Source organism: Anaerococcus porci (assembly GCF_034090325.1).
GTDB classification, from domain to species: Bacteria; Bacillota; Clostridia; order Tissierellales; family Peptoniphilaceae; genus Anaerococcus; species Anaerococcus porci.
On record NZ_JAXDSU010000010.1, the window covers coordinates 1 to 20,389 of the forward strand.

Annotated in this window: 17 protein-coding genes; 12 read left to right on the forward strand and 5 right to left on the reverse strand. The window is 29.7% G+C overall.

Going from position 1 to position 20,389, the window contains the following annotated elements:
- Window positions 1–164 precede the first annotated feature (164 nt).
- Window positions 165–2,150, forward strand: a complete 1,986-nt coding sequence (gene tkt / locus SOR60_RS01495; protein WP_320595018.1) for a transketolase — start codon at window positions 165–167, stop codon at window positions 2,148–2,150.
- A gap of 437 nt (window positions 2,151–2,587) precedes the next feature.
- On the opposite strand, the gene SOR60_RS01500 is transcribed toward tkt, so the two are convergent.
- The 4 genes from SOR60_RS01500 to SOR60_RS01515 form a co-directional block, all read right to left on the reverse strand.
- Complete coding sequence (locus SOR60_RS01500; RefSeq protein WP_320595019.1) at window positions 2,588–3,028, reverse strand: DUF3021 domain-containing protein; 441 nt, start codon at window positions 3,026–3,028, stop codon at window positions 2,588–2,590.
- Window positions 3,029–3,037: 9 nt separating this feature from the next.
- Window positions 3,038–3,478, reverse strand: a complete 441-nt coding sequence (locus SOR60_RS01505; protein WP_320595020.1) for a LytTR family DNA-binding domain-containing protein — start codon at window positions 3,476–3,478, stop codon at window positions 3,038–3,040.
- A gap of 283 nt (window positions 3,479–3,761) precedes the next feature.
- Window positions 3,762–5,957: a hypothetical protein gene (locus SOR60_RS01510; protein WP_320595021.1), complete on the reverse strand. Its 2,196-nt coding sequence runs from the start codon at window positions 5,955–5,957 to the stop codon at window positions 3,762–3,764.
- Window positions 5,954–8,014 (reverse strand): efflux RND transporter permease subunit, encoded by a 2,061-nt coding sequence (locus SOR60_RS01515; protein ID WP_320595022.1) that lies wholly within the window; start codon window positions 8,012–8,014, stop codon window positions 5,954–5,956. Before SOR60_RS01515 ends, SOR60_RS01510 begins: the two co-directional genes overlap by 4 nt.
- A gap of 172 nt (window positions 8,015–8,186) precedes the next feature.
- On the opposite strand from SOR60_RS01515, the gene SOR60_RS01520 reads away from it, so the two are divergent.
- From SOR60_RS01520 to SOR60_RS01540, 5 genes are all read left to right on the forward strand, one after another.
- On the forward strand, window positions 8,187–8,765 hold the full coding sequence (locus tag SOR60_RS01520; RefSeq protein WP_320595023.1) for a TetR/AcrR family transcriptional regulator C-terminal domain-containing protein: 579 nt from the start codon (window positions 8,187–8,189) through the stop codon (window positions 8,763–8,765).
- 115 nt (window positions 8,766–8,880) lie between these two features.
- Window positions 8,881–9,993 (forward strand): ABC transporter ATP-binding protein, encoded by a 1,113-nt coding sequence (locus SOR60_RS01525; RefSeq protein WP_154540213.1) that lies wholly within the window; start codon window positions 8,881–8,883, stop codon window positions 9,991–9,993.
- On the forward strand, window positions 9,986–10,783 hold the full coding sequence (locus SOR60_RS01530; protein WP_154540215.1) for an ABC transporter permease: 798 nt from the start codon (window positions 9,986–9,988) through the stop codon (window positions 10,781–10,783). Before SOR60_RS01525 ends, SOR60_RS01530 begins: the two co-directional genes overlap by 8 nt.
- Window positions 10,773–11,570 carry an ABC transporter permease gene (locus SOR60_RS01535; protein WP_176269760.1) on the forward strand — a complete coding sequence of 266 codons (798 nt, stop codon included), beginning with the start codon at window positions 10,773–10,775 and terminating at the stop codon, window positions 11,568–11,570. Before SOR60_RS01530 ends, SOR60_RS01535 begins: the two co-directional genes overlap by 11 nt.
- Window positions 11,563–12,642 carry an ABC transporter substrate-binding protein gene (locus SOR60_RS01540; RefSeq protein ID WP_320595024.1) on the forward strand — a complete coding sequence of 360 codons (1,080 nt, stop codon included), beginning with the start codon at window positions 11,563–11,565 and terminating at the stop codon, window positions 12,640–12,642. Before SOR60_RS01535 ends, SOR60_RS01540 begins: the two co-directional genes overlap by 8 nt.
- Window positions 12,643–12,843: 201 nt before the next feature.
- Here the strand turns inward: SOR60_RS01540 and SOR60_RS01545 are convergent, their stop codons facing one another.
- Entirely contained in the window at window positions 12,844–13,551 is a 708-nt protein-coding gene (locus SOR60_RS01545; protein ID WP_320595025.1) for a GntR family transcriptional regulator, read from the reverse strand.
- Between the two features lie 122 nt (window positions 13,552–13,673).
- Between SOR60_RS01545 and SOR60_RS01550 the strand changes: the two genes are divergently transcribed.
- From SOR60_RS01550 to SOR60_RS01575, 6 genes are all read left to right on the forward strand, one after another.
- On the forward strand, window positions 13,674–13,895 hold the full coding sequence (locus SOR60_RS01550; RefSeq protein ID WP_320595026.1) for a DUF3343 domain-containing protein: 222 nt from the start codon (window positions 13,674–13,676) through the stop codon (window positions 13,893–13,895).
- Window positions 13,896–13,898: 3 nt separating this feature from the next.
- Window positions 13,899–14,666: an acyl-CoA dehydratase activase gene (locus tag SOR60_RS01555; RefSeq protein WP_320595027.1), complete on the forward strand. Its 768-nt coding sequence runs from the start codon at window positions 13,899–13,901 to the stop codon at window positions 14,664–14,666.
- Complete coding sequence (locus SOR60_RS01560) at window positions 14,663–15,808, forward strand: double-cubane-cluster-containing anaerobic reductase (RefSeq protein WP_320595028.1); 1,146 nt, start codon at window positions 14,663–14,665, stop codon at window positions 15,806–15,808. The genes SOR60_RS01555 and SOR60_RS01560 overlap by 4 nt, the downstream gene beginning before the upstream one ends.
- A 618-nt stretch (window positions 15,809–16,426) precedes the next feature.
- Window positions 16,427–17,491: a LacI family DNA-binding transcriptional regulator gene (locus SOR60_RS01565; protein WP_320595029.1), complete on the forward strand. Its 1,065-nt coding sequence runs from the start codon at window positions 16,427–16,429 to the stop codon at window positions 17,489–17,491.
- Window positions 17,492–17,569: 78 nt separating this feature from the next.
- A complete protein-coding gene (locus tag SOR60_RS01570) occupies window positions 17,570–19,021 on the forward strand; it encodes an MFS transporter (RefSeq protein ID WP_320595030.1) in 1,452 nt (483 codons plus the stop codon).
- Between the two features lies 1 nt (window position 19,022).
- On the forward strand, window positions 19,023–19,853 hold the full coding sequence (locus tag SOR60_RS01575) for an MBL fold metallo-hydrolase (RefSeq protein WP_320595031.1): 831 nt from the start codon (window positions 19,023–19,025) through the stop codon (window positions 19,851–19,853).
- Window positions 19,854–20,389 lie beyond the last annotated feature (536 nt).

The following is a 20,389-nucleotide window of genomic DNA, read 5'->3' on the forward strand; positions in this document are numbered from 1 at the left end:
CAAACAAACATCTAGAAGAAGCAGCCTTAGCAGGAAGTGATATAGCAACAATACCAGGGACATTATTTGAGAAAATGTGGACCCACCCACTAACAAGTCAAGGAATAGAAAATTTCAAAAAAGACTGGGATAGCTTTGTTAAAAGAGAAAAGTAGGAGAAAGATATGTTTGATAAAAATGATGCTTTAGCTGTCTCTGCAGTAAGAAGCCTATCAATAGCACAAATAGAAAAAGCCAATAGTGGTCATCCAGGCATAGTAATGGGAGCAGGACCAATGGCCTATGTTCTATGGAATAAAATCTTAAATGTAAACCCAAAAAACTCTTCATGGTTTAATAGAGATAGATTTGTTTTATCAGCAGGCCATGGCTCTGCCTTGCTATATTCACTACTTCACCTTTCAGGATATGACTTGAGCATAGACGACTTAAAAAATTTTAGACAAATAGGATCAAAAACTCCAGGTCATCCAGAAAGGATGCATACAGATGGAGTAGAAGTCACAACCGGTCCTCTAGGACAAGGAATTGCTAATGCTGTAGGAATGGCAATTGCTGAAAAACATATGGCTTCCTTATATAATAAGCCAGAATTTCCAATAATTGATCACTACACTTACGCCTTATGTGGAGATGGTGACTTGATGGAAGGAATATCCTATGAATCTATGAGCCTTGCAGGACATTTAAAACTTGATAAGTTGATAGTATTATATGATTCTAATAATATATGCCTAGATGGAGATCTATCAACATCTTTCTCAGAAGACATAGAAAAAAGAATGGAATCTATTAACTGGAACTACATCAAAGTTGAAAATGGAGAAAATCTAGAGGATATATACAAGGCAATTGAAGATGCAAAAAAAGAAAATAAGCCAAGCCTAATAGAGATAAAAACAATAATTGGCTATGGTTCTCAAAATCAAGGTACAAATAAAGTTCATGGGGCACCCATAGGAAAAGAAGACTTTGACTTTGCAAAAAAATCTTATAAGTGGGAATATGAAGACTTCAAAATACCAAAAGAAGTATATAAAAAGTTTGAAGAAGAAATAATAAAAAGGGGAAAAGAAAAAAACAAAAAATGGAATGAACTTCTAAGCCAATATGAAATCTACTTCCCAGACAACTACAAATCACTAATAAATGGAATTGAAAGAAAAATTGATGAAAATCTATTTAGAAATGTAAAGAAATATGACTCAACAATGGATGCTCTAGCAAGTAGGGCATCAAGTGGACAAATAATTCAGGATATAGCCAAAAATGAAATAAACTTCTGGGGTGGAAGTGCAGATCTATTTTCATCTAATAAAACAGATATAAAGAAATCAAAATCTTTTAAAGATGATCCAAAAGGTAGAAATATTTGGTATGGGGTAAGAGAATTTGCAATGGCAGCTATTGGTAATGGAATAATAGCTCATGGGGGTAGCTTCCATCATGTATCTACATTTTTTGTATTTGCAGATTATCTAAAAGCTGCAATCAGATTGTCAGCCCTTTCAAAACTACCACTAACATATGTATTTACCCATGATTCTATAGCAGTTGGAGAAGATGGTCCTACGCATGAAGCAGTAGAGCAATTAGCTATGTTAAGATCTATTCCAAACACTATAGTATTAAGGCCTGCAGATGCGAATGAAGTAAGGCTATCATGGAAAATAGCTCTAGAGAGCAAAGAAAGTCCAGTAGTGATAGTTCTATCACGCCAAAATTTAAAGAACCTAAAAGAAACAGAGGAAATTGAAACAATCGAAAAGGGAGCCTATATAATAAAAGACAGTGAAAAAGTTGATGGAATACTTATAGCAACGGGTTCAGAAGTAGATCTTGCTCTAAAAGCACAAGAAAAATTAAAAGAAAAAGGCAAATATGTAAGAGTAGTAAGTATGCCTTCAATGGAATTATTTAGAAAACAAGATAAAGAATATAAGGAAAAAATCTTGCCATCAAATATTAAAAATAGGATAAGTATAGAAATGGCTTCATCATTTGGTTGGAGTGAATTTACGGGTGACAAAGGAATAAATGTTTCTATAAATGACTTTGGAATTTCAGGCAAAGGTGAGGAAGTTACTAAAGAGTTAGGATTTAATATAGATAATATAGTAAATCTATTTATTGAAAAATTTGATAATTAGTAAAACAAGCTAAAAATTGTAAAATAGTTTGTAGATGAAAAATGGGACTGTTGTAAAATTGTGAATTTCTAACACTCTATCATTACAAGTAAGCCATAGATAATTTGAAAATATGCTGAGTTCATTGAGAAAATTTTCGTTGTAATGATTTTAGAACAATTAATTCATTCTGCAACAGCCCCATTTTAATATTCCAAAAAAGCAGAAACAAAACAATATTTTCAAATAATTATATCCTAGAAAAAAGTAGAAAGTATATAAAATATCTGCAAATTTTCATAAATTTTGACGGCTTATTAGCTTAAGTAAAATTAAGCCAAGTTCTATTTCATGGGAATGGATAAAAATTGATACATAAAAATGTATTAACCCTTACCTTCTTATAAGGATTTAGGTTGATACACCAAACTTTTCATAGACTCTCACTATTTTGTTGTTTATTCTTTGTTAATTTCATTTAATTTTTTATTAATCTTTTGAACCTCCATTTTCTCCGTCCTATAGATTATATACCATATAAGTGCATATATAAGAGTGAAGCTTATTAATGACATTATAAGACTTGATATTGAAGTAAACCATTTTAGATATAAGCCTGTTATAGAAAAGTAAATGACCATACCTAGAAAGTGGATTATGGTATTTTTGGTTAAGTTTTCATAAGTGATTTTTTCTCCGAAAAATCTTGCCACTATTCCAAAACCACCATATAGTATTGTTTCAATTATTTTTGCCGTAAGAACTGAACTTTGACCATTTACAAATTCTGGTACACCCATTGTAAGTTTTCCTAGTATTATTGATACAAAAAGTTCAATCAAATTACCTATGCCAACTCCGATTACAAAAGAAATAATATATTTAAAAAATTTATTCATAATATCCTCCTAAAATCCTAAAATTTTTTTAAATTCTTTCAAATACCTTCTAGATACATATGAAACTTCTCCATTTTTAAATTCTATTGCTATAGTTCCTTTAAAGGATAGGTCTAGTCTTTTTACATATTCTATATTTATAATTTCATACCTAGATATCTTTAAAAAATACTTATTATCTACCCTTTCTTCTATTTGATAAAGTCTAAGCCTTGTCATAAATCTATTATCTAAAGTTTCTATATATATTTTCTTATCATTTGTAGTAAATCTTACTATGTCCTTATAATCAAGTATATAGACCTCACCATCTTTAAAACCCACTAGGACATTTTTATTTAAATTTTCAAGTGACTTTTGAATACTTTCTATATCTTTGGAATAGGAAGGTGTATATATTTTTACCAAGGTATCATCTAGTGACTTGTCTATGATTATCTCAACTTTCAAATTAACCTCCTTAAAATATTTGATATATATATCTTGATATTATTATAAGACCTATAATTTAATTTTCATCATATTTTGGACAAGTGGCAAAAATATTAGGATAAGTGGTCAAATAAAAAAAGGAAATGTTGCAGAATTATGAATTTCTAACGTTTAATAATTACAAGTTACTCATAGACAATTTGAGAATAGCCTGCCGGCTCATGGAGTCCAAATTGTTGTGGAGAAATTTGTAATAATTTTTAAACAATTAATTTATTCTGCAACAGTCCCTGTTTTGTCTCTATTTAAATAGGTCTTTAAATTTTTCTATAAAGTTTTTATCTTCTTTCTTTTCTTTAATACTTTCAGTTTTTTCTTCTTCTTTTTCGATTTTTTCTGTTTGGATTACAAATTGTAAACTTTTTATTTCACCATTTTTGTCTGATGAGAATGATTTGGTTGGAGTGTTTTTATCTCCTAAGGATTTTTTTATCTCATCAATTTTTTTATTTAGATCTTTGTCCATATCAGAAGTTTCATTATAGAATTCATTTATTCCATTATTAAGCTTACCAACACCATTGGTATATTGGTTTATACCTTCATTTAGCTTATTTGTACCATCTTTTAAGTCATTAGATCCTTTAACAAGTTTTGAATTTGCAGTAGATAGGTCTTCAACTCCTTTTAAGATTTGCATATTTCCTCTTTCTATCTTAGCAAGGGAAGATGTGTAGGATATGATTCCTTGATTTAAGAGCTTATAGTTAGCATTAAGCTTTCTTATAGCATCACTTAATCTTTGACTTTGGATTTTAAGTTCAGTTAATTTTGATGAAATATTTTGGATTTCCTTATCAAATTTCTCATAGTTTGTATTTAATATGTTTGCTCCATTTTTTATTTGAGAAAATGAATCGTTTACTCCTTTAAGATAGACATTTGTACCATCTATATTGGCGTTATTTGCTTGTAGAAGTTTTTTAGTATTTTCAAGCATATATATTTGTTGCCTTATCATATCAGCATTTTGATTTGAAGTTTTAATAGCAGTTATGGCCTTGGTTTTTTTATTTTCACTTTCTTTATTATTATCATCATTACTTTTTATATTGTCATCATTTTCGCCTGGTGTTTTTTCCTTTGCTTTATCTGTATCTTTATTTTCATCTTTTTGAGGACTTTGTTCTTTATTATTACCTGAATTAGGATTTTCACTTGGAATATTTTTGGTGTTATTTTCCTTATTTTGATTATTCTCTTTGTTTTCGGAAGTATTATTAAGTTCAGCTAAGGCTAATTGTTGTTTTAATAATTTTATAGTTTCATCTATCTCTCCAATTGCTTGATCGTTTGAAGCCCTTAGTTTTTCTTGGTCAAGTCTCTTACTTTTTAAAGTGTTTTGATAGCTTTTAGGATTTGTTGCATCAATTGCCAATGATAGAGATTCATCAAGTGTTTTTATCCCATCCCTTATATCGCTTGAAGCTTTTGATAATTCCCCAGTCCTATCTGAGTCTGTTGGCATATTATTTAAAGACTTTTCGATTTCATTTAGGGCATTTTGAACTTCATTTGATCCATTTACTAAAGATTCAGACTTATTATTAAGGCTTGTTAGCCCATTTTGAACTGTACTTATAGATTTATATAGTGTATCTACTCCTTTTGAAAAGTCGGCATTTCCCCTAGAAAGATTTTCCATGCCATCGTTTAGGGCTGATGAAGCTGATTTTAAGTCGTCTGATTTGTTATTTAAGTCATTAGATCCATCATTTAGCTGTTTTGTAGCATCAATTAGTTCGTTGATTTTACTATCTATATCACCCTTATCTATATCTACATCAAGTGAAAGTTTAACAGCATTTATTGAAAAACCAGGATAGGAAAAATCTTTAGCATCAAATGTAATCTCCTTATCAAGCCCCTTACCAGCAAGAGCAGTATAAGTTATTAATTTATTCGAGCCTTCATTTGCAAGTGTTGCTCCTTCTGCATTTATATTTTCTATTTTTTCTGTATCAAGCTTTGTATTTACTTGAAGGGCGTAATTATCAAAATAGTCATTTTTTACACTTGTATTTTTACTGATTTTTATTCTGATTTTAATTTTGCCATTTTTACCTTTTATATCTTTTGCATCTATTTCTTTATCATTTAAATAGTATTTTATAACTATATCCCAAGGAGATTGATTGTTTTTAAGTTCACCTTGGTAGTAGGTTCTTTCTTTATCAGCTTCAAACTTTATCTCTCCTTTATTATTTTCTATTTTTTTGTTGGAGTTTAGAAGTTTAACCTCATCATAATCTCCATAATCGACTACATTTCCTTTAGAAAATATATTTACAACATTCATTTTATCTACATCTCCATTCTCTTTAGTGTTAATGTAGACAACTTCTTCTTTTTTGTTTTCCTCACTTGCAATAGCTGGACTTATACTTGAGCCTACTATGGCAAGAGCTAGAGCAAGGGATGTTAATTTTTTGTTCATATGACCTCCTTAAAGTCTAAATCTTTTGATGTTTTTTGTATTATTTTATCAAATATGGATAAAAGTCCTGGTAAGACAAATAAAACTATTATTAGAGAAATTGAAGTACCAAAACCTAGAAAATATCCTAATTGGGATAAAATTCCATGACTTGATAACTTTCCAAGTAAGAAGCCTACAACTGTAAGGGTTGATGCTGATGTAAGAATTGATACTGTGGAAGATTTAATAGTTTCTATTATAGCTTCTTTTTTATTATAAATTTTTCTAGTTTCACAATATCTTTCAGTAAACAAAATAGCATAGTCAACAGTCGCTCCAAGTTGGATTGTTGATATTATAAGATAAGAGATATAAAACACTGTAGATGACATGAAATATGGGATAGATAGGTTTATAAATATAGCTGTTTCTATAGCAAGAACCAATATAACTGGTATAGATATACTTTTTTCTGTCAAAAGTAGGACTATAAATACTGCTACTATTGCTATTATATTAACCATTTTCATATCTTCTGTTATAGTTTTTCTCAAATCATCGGTAGAGATTCCTTCTCCAACTAGGTGGTAGTCATTTTTGTAATATTTACTTGTTTTACTTTGGATCTTTTCTATAAGTTTTGTTGTCTTTTCACCTTCAAAGTCTGCCTTAACAGATATAATCATTCTTGTGTAGTCCTTGGAGTTAAATTTCTCTTCTATATCCTTATCCAAAAACTCAGATGGGATGGTTTCTCCAACTGTATCAACATAAGAAAGAATCGTATCAACTTCACTTATTTTTTTTAATTCCTTGCTAAGTTCTTTTTCTTTTTCAAGCTCTCTTTTAGGAAGCAGTAAAACATAATTATCATTTTTTCCAAAGACATCATCTATTTCTTTAGTATCTTGTCCAAGTTTTGTTTCTTCATTAAAAATCCTACTTGATCCATAAAAATATGAGTTGGAATTTGATGCAAGATAGGATGGAATTACAAGGATGACAAAAATTGCAACAAATACATACATATGTTTGGTGACAAGTTTTCCAAACCTTTCAAATGAAGGAACAAATGATCTGTGTTCAGTTTTTTCTATTAGTTTATCCATATAAAGGATTAAAACTGGTGTTAGGGTAAAGACTGTTACAAGGGAGATTGTAATACCCTTCGCAAGGGCAAGTCCTAGGTCACGTCCTATACCAAAACGCATGAAACATAAGGCCAAAAATCCTATTATAGTAGTTGATGCTGATGAAATTATAGAAGAAAAAGAGTTGTTTAAGGCCTCATCCATCGCCTTTAAATGTTGCTTGTATTTTTTCTTCTCTTCCTTGTATCTGTGTAGGATAAATACCGAATAATCAAGAGATACTGCAAGTTGGAGTACATTTCCTGCAGCATTAGTTACAAAAGATATTTCTCCAAAAATAATATTAGTTCCTGCATTTATAATAACTGCAGAAAAAAGTCCTATTACTACAATAAGAGGTTCTATAAAAGATTCTGTAGTAAGTATTAATGCAAATATCATAAACATAACTCCAACAATAGTAATAATTCTTATTTCACTTACTGTAGATTCGGTAGCTACTGCGGTATTAACAGCAGAACCTGTCATATTATTATTTTCGCCGATGATTTTTCTAATCTCTTTTGTAGCAGAGATTGTTTCTTCTTCATCTATGCTTACATTTATAAGGGCGTTTTTATTTTTATAGTAGTTATCAATTAAGTTTTTATCATAAGTTTCTAAAGGTTTTTTAAGATCGATTATATCATCAAGCCAATTAATACTATTTACACCTTTTACATTTTCTATTTTTTCTATATAGGCTAAAGCCTCATTAATGCTAACATTTTTAATCATAATCCTAGCATTAGGAATGGGATCATCATATTCACTATTCATCTTATCAAGGGCAAGAGTTGAGTCACTATCTTCTGGCAGGTAATCATTAATATTGTAGTTTACCGAAATCTTGGGGTAAAAAAAGACAGATATGCCTATCATGAGAAGAAAAGATAGGATAACAGCCCTTGGATGTTTTATAATTTCTTTAAATATTTTTTTCATTAGATTAAACTACTCCTTTTATATTTATACATTTGTATTATAGGATTTTAAATCTCATTTAAAATGGTCAATTTATATACAAGTGAGTGATATGGGATAAAATTATATAAATTGACCATAAATTATTTTAGAAAAGATTTGGGATACTTGTATAATAAATAAAGGTGATAATATGAAAAATGAAGAAATATCTTATAATACAAAAAAGAAATTTGCTAAGGGACTTAAAAAACTTATGAAAGAAAAAAGTCTAAGTAAAATTTCTATATCAGAGATAGTAAGAGTTTGCGATGTAAATAGAAAAACTTTTTATTACCATTTTGAAAGTGTAGAAGACTTATTTAAGTGGATGTTGGAAGATGAGGCAGTACATGTAGTTAAAGAGTTTGACTTAAGCAAGGATTACAAGAAAGCCATATTTTTTGTAATGGACTATCTTGAAAATAATCAAGTTATCTTAAATTGTGCCTATGATTCCATTGGAAGTGAGGGTCTTAAGAAGTTTTTCTATGATGATTTTTTTGAAGTAACTTCTATATTGATAGAAAATATCGAAAAAAAGTTAGGTTATAATTGTCCAGATGATTATAAAAATTTTCTTTCTAAAATGTATGCTGGAGCTATAGCAAGTATAATTATTGACTATTTCTCCAATGATGAGATTTTGAGCAAAAATAAGCTTTCAAGCTACCTGTCCTTAATCCTATATTCATCTATTAGTGCATCTTTAGGAAATTTCAAAAACATATAAGCTCTTAATTTAACTTTTATAAGATTATTTATATATTTTTAATAAAAGATGTTTATGTGTGATATATTCGATTTATTTATGGTATACTTTTTATTATGAAAAAAGGGGTGATTATATGAGTGAAAATTTTGATAAGTACTCAGTTGTGCTTAAGGGAGTTTCAAAGTTTTATGATGATGATGAAATCCTTAAGTCTATTGATTTGGAGTTGGAAAAGGGAAAATTTTATACCCTTTTAGGGCCTTCAGGATGTGGAAAGACCACTATCCTTAACTTAATAGCAGGTTTCTTGGAACCTAATAAGGGAGAAGTTTATATTAATGGGAAAAATGTAGGTAATGTTCCTGCCAATAAGAGAACTGTAAATACTGTTTTTCAAAATTATTCTCTATTTCCCCATATGAATGTATATGACAATGTGGCATTTGGCCTTGAGGTAAAAAAGACCGACAAAAAAATCATAAGAGAAGAGGTAAAAAAAGCTCTTGATATGGTAAACCTATCCGGTTTTGAAAAGCGTGAGGTATCCCAGATGTCGGGAGGACAAATGCAAAGAGTTGCTATAGCTCGTGCTATAGTAAATAAGCCTGATGTGCTTCTTCTAGATGAACCACTTTCAGCGCTGGATATGAAACTTAGAAAGTCAATGCAAGTTCTACTTCGTGACCTTCAATGGGAGCTTGGAATAACTTTTGTTTTTGTAACTCATGACCAAGAAGAAGCTCTTGCTATGAGTGATTGGATTTTTGTAATGGATAAGGGAAAGATTGTCCAACAAGGCCCTCCTACAGATATCTATGATGAGCCAATAAATCGCTATGTAGCAGAGTTTATTGGAGAAAGTAATATCCTAAAAGCTAGGATGGTTGATGATTATAAGGTAGAATTTTCTGGAAAAGTTTTTGACTGTTCTGACGCAGGTATTGCAAAAGATGAAAGAGTAGAGGTTGTTATAAGACCTGAAGATATAAAAATAGTTTCTGTAAATGATGCTGATATAGTTGTAAATATTGATAATATCTTATTTCGCGGCGTTTTTAATGAGCTTATTTGTTTTGATTCATCTGATTTTAGGTGGAAGATTCACACAACTGAGGTTTTTGAAGAAGGTGATGATATAGGAATTTCTATAGAGGCAGATAATATACATGTTATGCGTTATAACGAAAGTGAAGATGACTTTGACAAGAGAATTGAGAAGTATGCACAAGGAGAAAGTGATGGCTAAAAAATACCAAAGATTATCGTTTATTTATTATATATGGATTTTGATATTTATAGTAGCACCTATACTTCTTCTTCTATACCAATCATTTTATGATATATATGGAAATTTAACTCTTGATAATTATAGGGCATATTTTTCAAACAAAAACTATATAATTATGACCCTCAATTCATTTTTGACAGCCTTTTTGATTACGGCTTTTACGCTTTTATGGGCCTATCCTTTTTCATATTTTTTGACAAAGGCCAAGCACAAAGATTTGATTCTACTTTTGGTAATACTTCCTACTTGGATAAATCTTGTTTTAAAGGCTTATGCCTTTATAGGACTTTTTAATAAAAATGGCAGCATAGCAGGTTTTTTGGGTCTTGCTAGTGAAGGAATCTTGTTTACAAATCCTGCCTTTATATTGGTTGCATCATATGTTGAACTTCCATTTATGATTCTTCCTATCTTTAGGTCTATTGATTCTATACCTAATGAATATATTATAGCTAGCGAAGACTTAGGTGCAAATAAGATTCAAACCTTTAGGAAAGTAATCTTGCCACTTTCTATGGATGGGATAGTTGCAGGAGTTCAGGCGGTTTTTATTCCGTCTTTATCGCTTTTTCTTATCACAAGAATAATCGGAGGAAATAAGATTATAACCTTGGGAACAGCAGTAGAACAACACTATCTTGTAACCCAAAATTGGGGCATGGGTTCAACTATAGGGCTTGTCTTAATATTTATGATGTTTGTAGTGATTTCTATCTTAAATAGGAGAGGGGTGGAAAATGAGAAATAAAAAAACTAAGTTTTCAAATATATATCTTGTATTTGTCTTTATAATAATGTATCTTCCCTTAGTCTATCTGATTTTCTACTCCTTTAATAGTGGTGGAAATATGACAAGCTTTGAAGGCTTTACCTTTGACCATTATATAAGTGTATTTGAAGATAAAAGACTTATAAATATAGTTTTTAATACTGCAATTCTCGCTCTTTTATCCTCTCTTATAGCAACTATTATAGGTACTCTTGGGGCGATTTCCATATATTATATGAGAAGCAACAAATTGAGAAAGAAAGTCTTGAGCTTAAATAGTGTCCTTATGGTTCTTCCTGATGTAATGATGGGGGCATCATTTCTAATATTATTTAGCTTTCTTTTAAAGATTCCTATGGGGTTTTTCTCTGTACTACTATCACATATTGCTTTTTCAATACCTATAGTCGTCCTTATGGTTCTTCCAAGATTATATGCCCTAAATCGTGATATGATGAAAGCTGCTGAGGACTTAGGGGCAAGTGATATGACAATTTTAAATAGGATAATTTTGCCTAACATAGCAAGTGGAATTTTTTCGGGGTTTTTTATGGCCCTAACATATTCTCTTGATGATTTTGCAGTAACATTTTTCGTTACAGGATCAGGTTTTTCAACTCTTTCAGTTGAAATTTATTCAAGAGTAAGAACAGGTATTTCTCTTGAGATAAATGCTTTATCATCCTTGATATTCCTTATATCCCTACTTATGGTTATTGGATATTATTTAATACAAAGAAAAGAAAAGAGGCTAAGCTATGAATAAGGTATATAAATTTATTATTGGAATCATCCTTTTACTTAGCCTACTTATTCTTGGACAAAATAGGTTAAATGCAAATAATGATGGGATAAGTTCGAAAAATATCTACTTTTATAATTGGGGAGATTATATCGACCCTGAGATTTTAAGGGATTTTGAGAAGGAAACAGGATATCATATAATATATGAAACTTTTGATTCAAATGAGGCCATGATGGCAAAGATTGAACAGGGTAAAACCTCTTATGATCTTGCCTTCCCATCAGAATATACAGTTGAGATGATGAGAGATAAGGGTATGCTCAAAGAACTTGATCATTCTAAAATTAAGGGTCTTTCAAACATAGATCAAAGATTTTTAAATCTTTCTTATGACCCTAACAATAAGTATTCTATTCCATATTTTTGGGGTTCCTTTGGTGTAATTTACAACAACAAAAAATATGATGAAAGTGACTTTGACTCATGGAAAAAGCTCTGGGATAAAAAATATGAGGGAGAAATTTTATCCTTTGACGGGGCAAGAGAAACCCTTGGAATTGGACTTTTGGCAAAGGGAAGAAGTTTAAATGAAAAAGATGAAAAGATATTAAGAGAGACAAAAAATGACCTAGTACCCTTTATGAAAAATGTAAAAGCCCTACTTGCAGATGAGATAAGGATGTATATGGCTCAAGAAGAGGCGGATATAGGAATAACATTCTCAGGTGAGGCTGCTATGGCACAGGAAATAAATGAAAACTTATCCTATACCATACCTAAGGAGGGGTCAAATATTTGGTTTGACAATATAGTTATTCCAAAAACAAGTAAAAATACTAAGGGAGCCTATGAGCTAATAAATTATCTTTTAAGACCTGATGTTGCAGCTAAAAATGCTGATTATGTTTGGTATTCTACTCCAAACAAAAAGGCAATGGAACTAATAAGTCCTGAGGCACGTGAGAATAAGACTCTTTATCCAGATGATGATATTATAAATAAGCTTGAAGTCTTTAAAGACTTGGGTAAAGAGACCACAATTTTATATAACGATTTATTTTTAGATCTTAAAATATCGCCTCAAGCAGAATAATCTTTATAAAGATAGACTCTTTTGTAAGCTTTGTTAGTTTCTTTGTAAAGGATTTTGAGAAAAAGTATCTTATAAAATTTTCTAATATAAAAATAAGTAAAGCTTTTGCAAGTTTCAATTAAGCCTGCAAAAGCTTTTTATTTATAATATTTTATATACTAAAATGTTATTTATAATATTTTATATACTAAAATGAAAAAATCAGTTTGAAATTTCATTATCTTCTATATTTATTTCTTTAGATAAATTAACTATAGTTTCTATAGTTGAAGTCCAATTTCTAACAAGGGACTTTTTAGACTTCTCTAGCTTACCCTCTTCTAAGGATTCTATTATTTTAAGATGCTCTATATAAGTTGTGAAGTTACTTTCAGAGTTTTCAAAAAAGTAAAGCTCCATTCTTTCTACCCTTCTTTTTAACTTTTGTAAAATGGGACCAATTTCTTCATTACCTGATAAGTTTGTTATGTAGTTATGAAACTCATTGTCTTTCTTTATTATCCCTAATTGGTCACTTTTGTCATGTAAGTCCTTTATTCTATCATTTATTTCCCTTAGTTTACTAATTTCTTTTGGGCCAATTTTATCAAAAGCTTCTTCTAAGGCTAGCTCTTCTAGGCTGTATATTATAGGATATATATTTAAAGCTTCTTTTGGATTGATTGGTGCGACAATTGTCCACCTATTGGCCTTAGTCAAAACAAGCCCCTCACTTTCAAGTTGAAGTAGAGCTTCTCTTACAGGAGTCCTTGAAATACCAAGTTCATCTGAAAGTTCCTTTACCCTAAGTCTTTGACAAGGTCTTAAATCTCCACTAATAATTTTTTGGGAAAGAAGATTATAAGTCTCATCCTTTATAAAAGTCCTATTTATTTTTCCGATTTTTGATTCTGTCTTAATTTTATTCATAATCCCCTCTTCTTTACTTCTTTATATATATAATAACATAATATGATAAATCAAGTTAAGAAAAACGTTTTATTGAACTTGGAAATGTAATATGTTATACTTTACTTATGGAAGGGGGATTTATGAATGTTGTTGTAGGTTTTGATACTACAAGTGAAGCTATTATAACAGAAGAATTTTTTAAGGATAAGGATTTAAAAGGAGAACTTATACCCATCCCTGATGAACTTGGAGCAGGGTGTGGTCTTTGTTATAAGTTCTTCACTGATAATGAAGAACAAATAAGAAAAATTATGGAAGAAAATGAACTCTCTTTTAGTATTATAAAAGTTATGGAGGTTTAGTACTTGTACTACGTAGGTATAGATATAGGCTCAACAGCTGCCAAGGTTTGTGTAAAAGGAGATGAAAATTTTATATTTTCTTTACCAACAGGCTGGTCTAGCAAGGAGACTAGTGAGCTTATATATAAAAATTTATTAAAAAAAAATATTGACTTAAAAAGTAAGGATACAAGGGTCCTTGCTACAGGTTATGGAAGAGTTGCAGTTGATTATGCTGACTTTACTGTAACGGAGATAAGCTGTCATGCTAGAGGTGGGAAATTTCTCTCTAAACAGGATGATATAGGTCTTATAGATGTTGGAGGCCAAGATACAAAAATAATAATTATAGAAAAAGGTATGGTTAAAGATTTTTTGATGAATGATAAGTGTTCTGCTGGTACTGGGAAATTTATAGAAATTATGGCAAATAGGCTTGGCCTATCTATAGATGAATTATTTAACTTATCTAAAAATGGAAAAATCTTACCAATCTCATCCTTATGTACAGTATTTGCTGAATCAGAGATTATAAATTACATAGGAGAAGGCCGCAAAAAAGAAGACATAGCGGCAGGAGTTGTAGATTCGGTTGCAGATAAGGTTAGCAAGATGTGCCTTAAAATGGAGCTTCCAAAAGATATTATTCTTACAGGTGGCTTATCAAAGATTGATTATTTTATAGAAATTCTTTCAAAAAAGACCGGAAAAAATGTTTATGGTCATGAAGATGGAATTTATGCAGGAGCTATTGGAGCAAGTTTACTCGCAAAGGAGAAGAAAAAAAGATGAAATTAGTAAAAGATTTACCAGAAGTATTTGAAGAGTTTGCAGAACAGAGGAAAAATTCTTTCCTAGCTGTTAAGAAAGTAAAAGACAACGGAAAACCAGTTGTGGGAATGTATTGTACATATTTTCCAAGAGAAATAGCCCAAGCCGCAGGTGCTGCTACAGTAAGCTTGTGTTCAACCTCAGATGAAACAACGGCAGAAGCTGAAAAAGAACTACCTAAAAACTTATGTCCACTTATAAAATCATCATATGGTTTTGCAATAACAGATAAATGTCCATTCTTTCACTTTTCAGATTTAGTAATAGGAGAGACAACCTGTGATGGTAAGAAAAAGATGTATGAATTGATGGCTAGGTTTAAAGCAGTTCATGTTATGCAGCTTCCACATAATCAATCAGAAGATTCTCTTGACTTGTGGGAAAAAGAAGTTATCAGAGTAAAAGATATTATAGAAGAAAAGTTTGAAACTAAAATTACAGAAGAAAGATTAGAAGAACAAATAAAGCTTGAAAACAGGATAAGAAAGGCTTTCAAAAAGCTTGCATCTACAATGGCATATGACCCAACACCTATGTCAGGCTATGATTATTTTAAGGTTTTATTTGGCTCAACATTTAGATTTGATAGGGAAAACCTACCAGAAGAGCTAGAGAGTTTGGCTGATAAAGTTATGGAAGAATATGATGAAACTCGTGAGAAAAAGCCAAGAATTCTTATTACAGGTTGTCCAATAGGTGGAGCAACTGAAAAAGTTATAAAAGCAGTTGAAGACAATGGTGGAGTTGTTGTAAGCTATGAAAATTGTTCTGGTGAGAAAAATTATGACAGGTTTGTGGAAGAAAATACAGGAAATCCATTAAAGGCAATTGCCAAAAGATATATTAATATAGGATGTTCTGTAATGAGTCCTAATGAAAATAGATACAAGCTTTTGGGTGAACTAATAGATAAGTATAAGGTTGACGGAGTTCTTGATATGGAACTTCAATCATGCCATACCTATGCAATAGAAACAACAAGCATTAGAAAATATATTACAGAAGAAAAAAATATCCCATATATATCCTTAGAAACAGACTTTTCACAAGCTGATATAGGTCAAATAAATACAAGAGTCCAAGCATTTTTAGAAATGCTTTAAAACTAAGCAATAATAATTTAACAATACCTCCAAAGTAGATAGTCTAACAAATTAAAATTAGCTAAATACTTGGAGGTGATTTTTTAGAAAAAGAGCCTAGGCATGTGAAAGGTGCAAATCTTTGTTTAGGATAAGCTAATTAAGTCATAAGAGATATGTTAATAGATGGTATAATGTATATAGAAATACAAGCTAAAGGAAATATTGATACCATAGGATATATAAAAATCATATAAGTACAAAAGGCTTAAAAAAATCAAAGTTTATAAATAATAATATATAAACTAAAAGAAGTATAAAGTAAAAACTAAAAAATATTAACTAAGATATAATCTCTTTTCAATAAATTCAGCACAAAGAGAAGATGTTTTTAGGATTTCTATATTAATTATAAAATATATACAAAAATCTAGTTGTAATAATAATTTGCTAAAGTGTCTAATAATTAAGATAGAAGCAATAATTCTAATATCAAGTATAGTTTGGATAGGAGTATAAATATTAGAATTTCAATTGATTTTGCTAGTAATGCTAAAAAATACCCTATCAAAGATGTAATTATATGTGAAATTATTTATTTGGTTTTGGGTATTGTTATGTGATGGGTAGGGGTTATAAATGAAAAATATAAGAATATCAGATATAGCAAAAAAATTAAATGTCAGTACAGCAACAGTATCCAGAGCTTTAAATAATAAAGAAGGTGTAGGAGAAAAAACAAGAAGAAGGGTAATTGCTTTAGTAAATGAACTTGATTATAAAGTAAATTTTAATGCTAAAGCCATTAGAAAAGAATTTAATGTATTAGTTATTTTTCCAATTAAAGATAAAAACTCAAAATATTATACAGATTTATTGTGGGAAGGATATCAACAGGGCAGGAGTGAATTTGACGATGCTAAAATAAATTTTCATGAGCTATACTATAGTGGATCTTCATTTGAGGAAGTTGATAGAAAATGTCTCAAAAAACTAAATGAGTTAAAGCTAAAAGATGTAAAAATAGATGCTGCTATAATCTATGTTGTAGGTTCGAATAAAAAAATATCTTCATATATTAATAATCTATTTGATTTGAATATCCCTATTATTGCCTTACATAAATTAAAGTATGATATTAAAGCAAATATAATTGTTACAGATCAGGCAGAAAAAATTGGAAGACTTGCAGCTGAAATGATGACTTATTTCAATAAAAATATAAGTAATATATTGCTGATTGAAAATGAGAATGGAACTTTTTTTGGAGAAGATAAAACAAGTAAGGGATTTGTTGATTATATAAGTTCATATAAGAAAAACATCAATTTATATAGATTTGACCAGTTCGAGAAAAAACTAGGAAAGAAAATAAGAGATATATTTAAAACGGTGAACATAGATGCTTGTTTTGCAACCACTGCTAGATCGAGTATTTACTTAGCAAATATTATCAAGTTTCTAAATTATCAAGATAAGGTATTTTTCATCTGTGCTGGAAGAAATCAAGCTTCTGAAAATTTTCTTAAAGATGGGGTTTGTAAATGTATTATTGATAATAACCCAATATTAGAAGGAAAAGAAGCTGTGAGAGTAGCAATAAATTCATTGATTAATAATAGCATTTATCAAAAAAATGAAGAAAAATCTCAAATGGTTAAAAAAGAAATAGAATGTCGAATAATTTTTAAGTCAAATATGTGATAAATATTTGACTTATTTTTTATATATAGTATAAATTAATTAACGTAATCGTTTACGTAATAATTTTAAGGAGAACGTATGCAAGATAAAAATATTAGTAGAGACAAAGAATATATTGTTTATGTCGAGAGTGCTTCAAGTTTTTCTATAAAAGATAAACTAGGATATATGTTTGGTGATTTAGGTGGAAATACTTTACAAGTAATAGTTAATACATATTTGTTATTATTTATGACATCGATTGTAGGTATAAGAGCAGGCCACTTTGCAATAATAGTAGCAGTCTGTAAAGCATTAGATTCACTTAATGATCCTTTTATAGGTAGGTTTACAGATAAAGCTGCTGGAACAAAATATGGGAAATATAATAATATAATAAGAAAAGTATCTGTGCCAATGGCAATAATGACAGTAATGTTATTTATAGACGTTTCAGGATTTCCTTATGGACTAAAAGTGGCTTGGTGCTTGATAATTTATTTTTTGTGGGGAGTTATATCCTCGTTTTGGAATATTCCTTATGGAACTATGCTAAATTCTATATCTCAAAATCAAGAGCAAAGAGCAGAATTATCTAACTTTAGATCTATAGGGTCGCTTGGTGCAAATGTTATTGTTCAAACAGCAGCCCCTTTATTAATTTTTAACAACTTGAATGAAGCTACTGCACAAGGATTCTTAATATTATCAATAATAGGTGGTGTTTTTTCTATAATATGCTTATTTTTCACAACAAGATGGGCGAGAGAAAGAATTGTTATAACAACATCTAGTGAGAAAAAGCAAGCTGTTAATTATAAAAAATTATTCTTGTCATTTTTAAAAAATAGACCAATGATATCAATAATTTTAGCTTATATTATAGTAAAATTTTTTATACAAACTACAGGAATTACAAATCAATATGTGTTTCAAGTTTATTTTGGTGAAACTAAAACCTTAGCTTATGCAGGAATTGCTCAAATGATTCCTATGATAATGTGTATGCCCTTACTAAAACCTTTACTTAAAAAATTTGGTAAAAAGAATTTAATAACATGGCCGATGATAATTGCGGCTGTCTTATATGGTCTTCTCGCATTTGTGAAAGTAAGTCCTATGGCTTGGGTTATTATACAAGGAATAGCTTCATTTTTTACTGGATTTTATTCATTGCTAATCTGGTCACTTATAGCAGATGGTGTAGACTATCATGTATGGCTAACAGGTGAAAGAAATGATGGAATGGTTTATTCTATTGTAACATTTGTAGTATTTTTAGTGGCTAGTTTATCTACTACATTTATTACACTGCTTTTATCATCAGTAGGATTTCAGCCGCTTTTACAAGCTATGCAAGCACCAGGTGTTGCAGAAAATATTAGACATCTTTCAGCTATTTTACCAGCAATTGGATGTGTACTTATATTTTTAATATTTACACTAATTTATAATTTAAGTGATAAAGATATGGAAAAAATAAGTATAGAAGTTGGACACAAGGCAAAAATTAGAGAAGAAGAACTTGAAGAGGAGTTAGAAGATAAATAAAATGACTCAATTAAAAAAAGAGATAATTAAGTTAGCAGACAATGAATACTGTATCAGGGATTATAACTTAGACAATTATTATTTGATTGTTGGAGATAAAAAATCAGCTTTAATTGATACAGGCTCAGGTATTGGTGATCCTAGATTAGAGATTAGAGAGATAACTGACAAAGACATATTAGTACTATTAACCCATGGTCATCTAGATCATGCAGGAAATGCCTATTACTTTGATGATATATACATGAATGAAAGGGATGATGAACTCTTAGATGAACATTTTGGTAATCCAGATATGATCAAATGGTTTATTGAAACAAGAGGACCTGTAAGATTTCCTAAAGGAGATATCGAAGAATTAAAATCTTATGTTAATGAGAATATGCCTGATAAATTTAAATATAAAAATGTGAGTGAGGGTGATAAGTTTGAATTAGGGACAACAGTACTAACTACAATTGAAATACCAGGTCATACTAAAGGCTCTGTTGGATATTTAAGTAGCTCTACAAAGTACCTTTATGCAGGAGATGCCCTTAATCAAGGGATAATAATACCTTGTAAATCAAAAGAGAAAGGAACAACTAAAAAAGAAATTGAAACTATGAGAAGCTCATTAGAAAATCTTATGAATTACTATGAGGATATTGATAAAATCTGTATGGGACATGATGGCCCATTTAAAGATAAATCTATAATTAAAGATTATTTATCCTTATGTAAAGACTTACTTTCAGGTAAAATAAAAGGTCAATATGAATCTCAAGAGATAAGAGAAGGATATGTTGTAAGACGCGGACTTGCTGAATTTTGGTATGAAGCTTATAGATAAAATTTAATATGGGAATGAAGTATTATACCTCCAAAGTAGATAGTCTAAAATTAGCTAACTAAGTGGAGGTGTTTTTTTGAAAAAAAGAGCCTAACTATATAAAAAATGTAAATACTTTGTTTAGGATAAGGACGTTAAATTATTTGAAAATATTGCAAAAATTAGGATTATATTCCAAAATAATTTGTAGTAACTACTTAAAATTGGGATGATTATTTTTATCTTAAAGCATAAGATAAGACCATCTTCCAAATGAACATGAGCAAGTAAGCCATAAGATATATGCTAATATGTGATATAATATAAATATATAATATAATATAAAACATAAGATAAAGAAAATATTGATATAATTAAATATATATAAAGCATATAAGTACAAAAATTTAAAAAAAGAAAAGTTTAAAAATAAATACAAAAACTAAGAGAAGTAGAAAGTTATAAAACTAGGAAGAAAATAAGATTAACTAAAATGTAACAGAATTTAGTGTATAGTATGAATCTAAAAAGCTAAAATAATCTTTTATAGCAGTAGA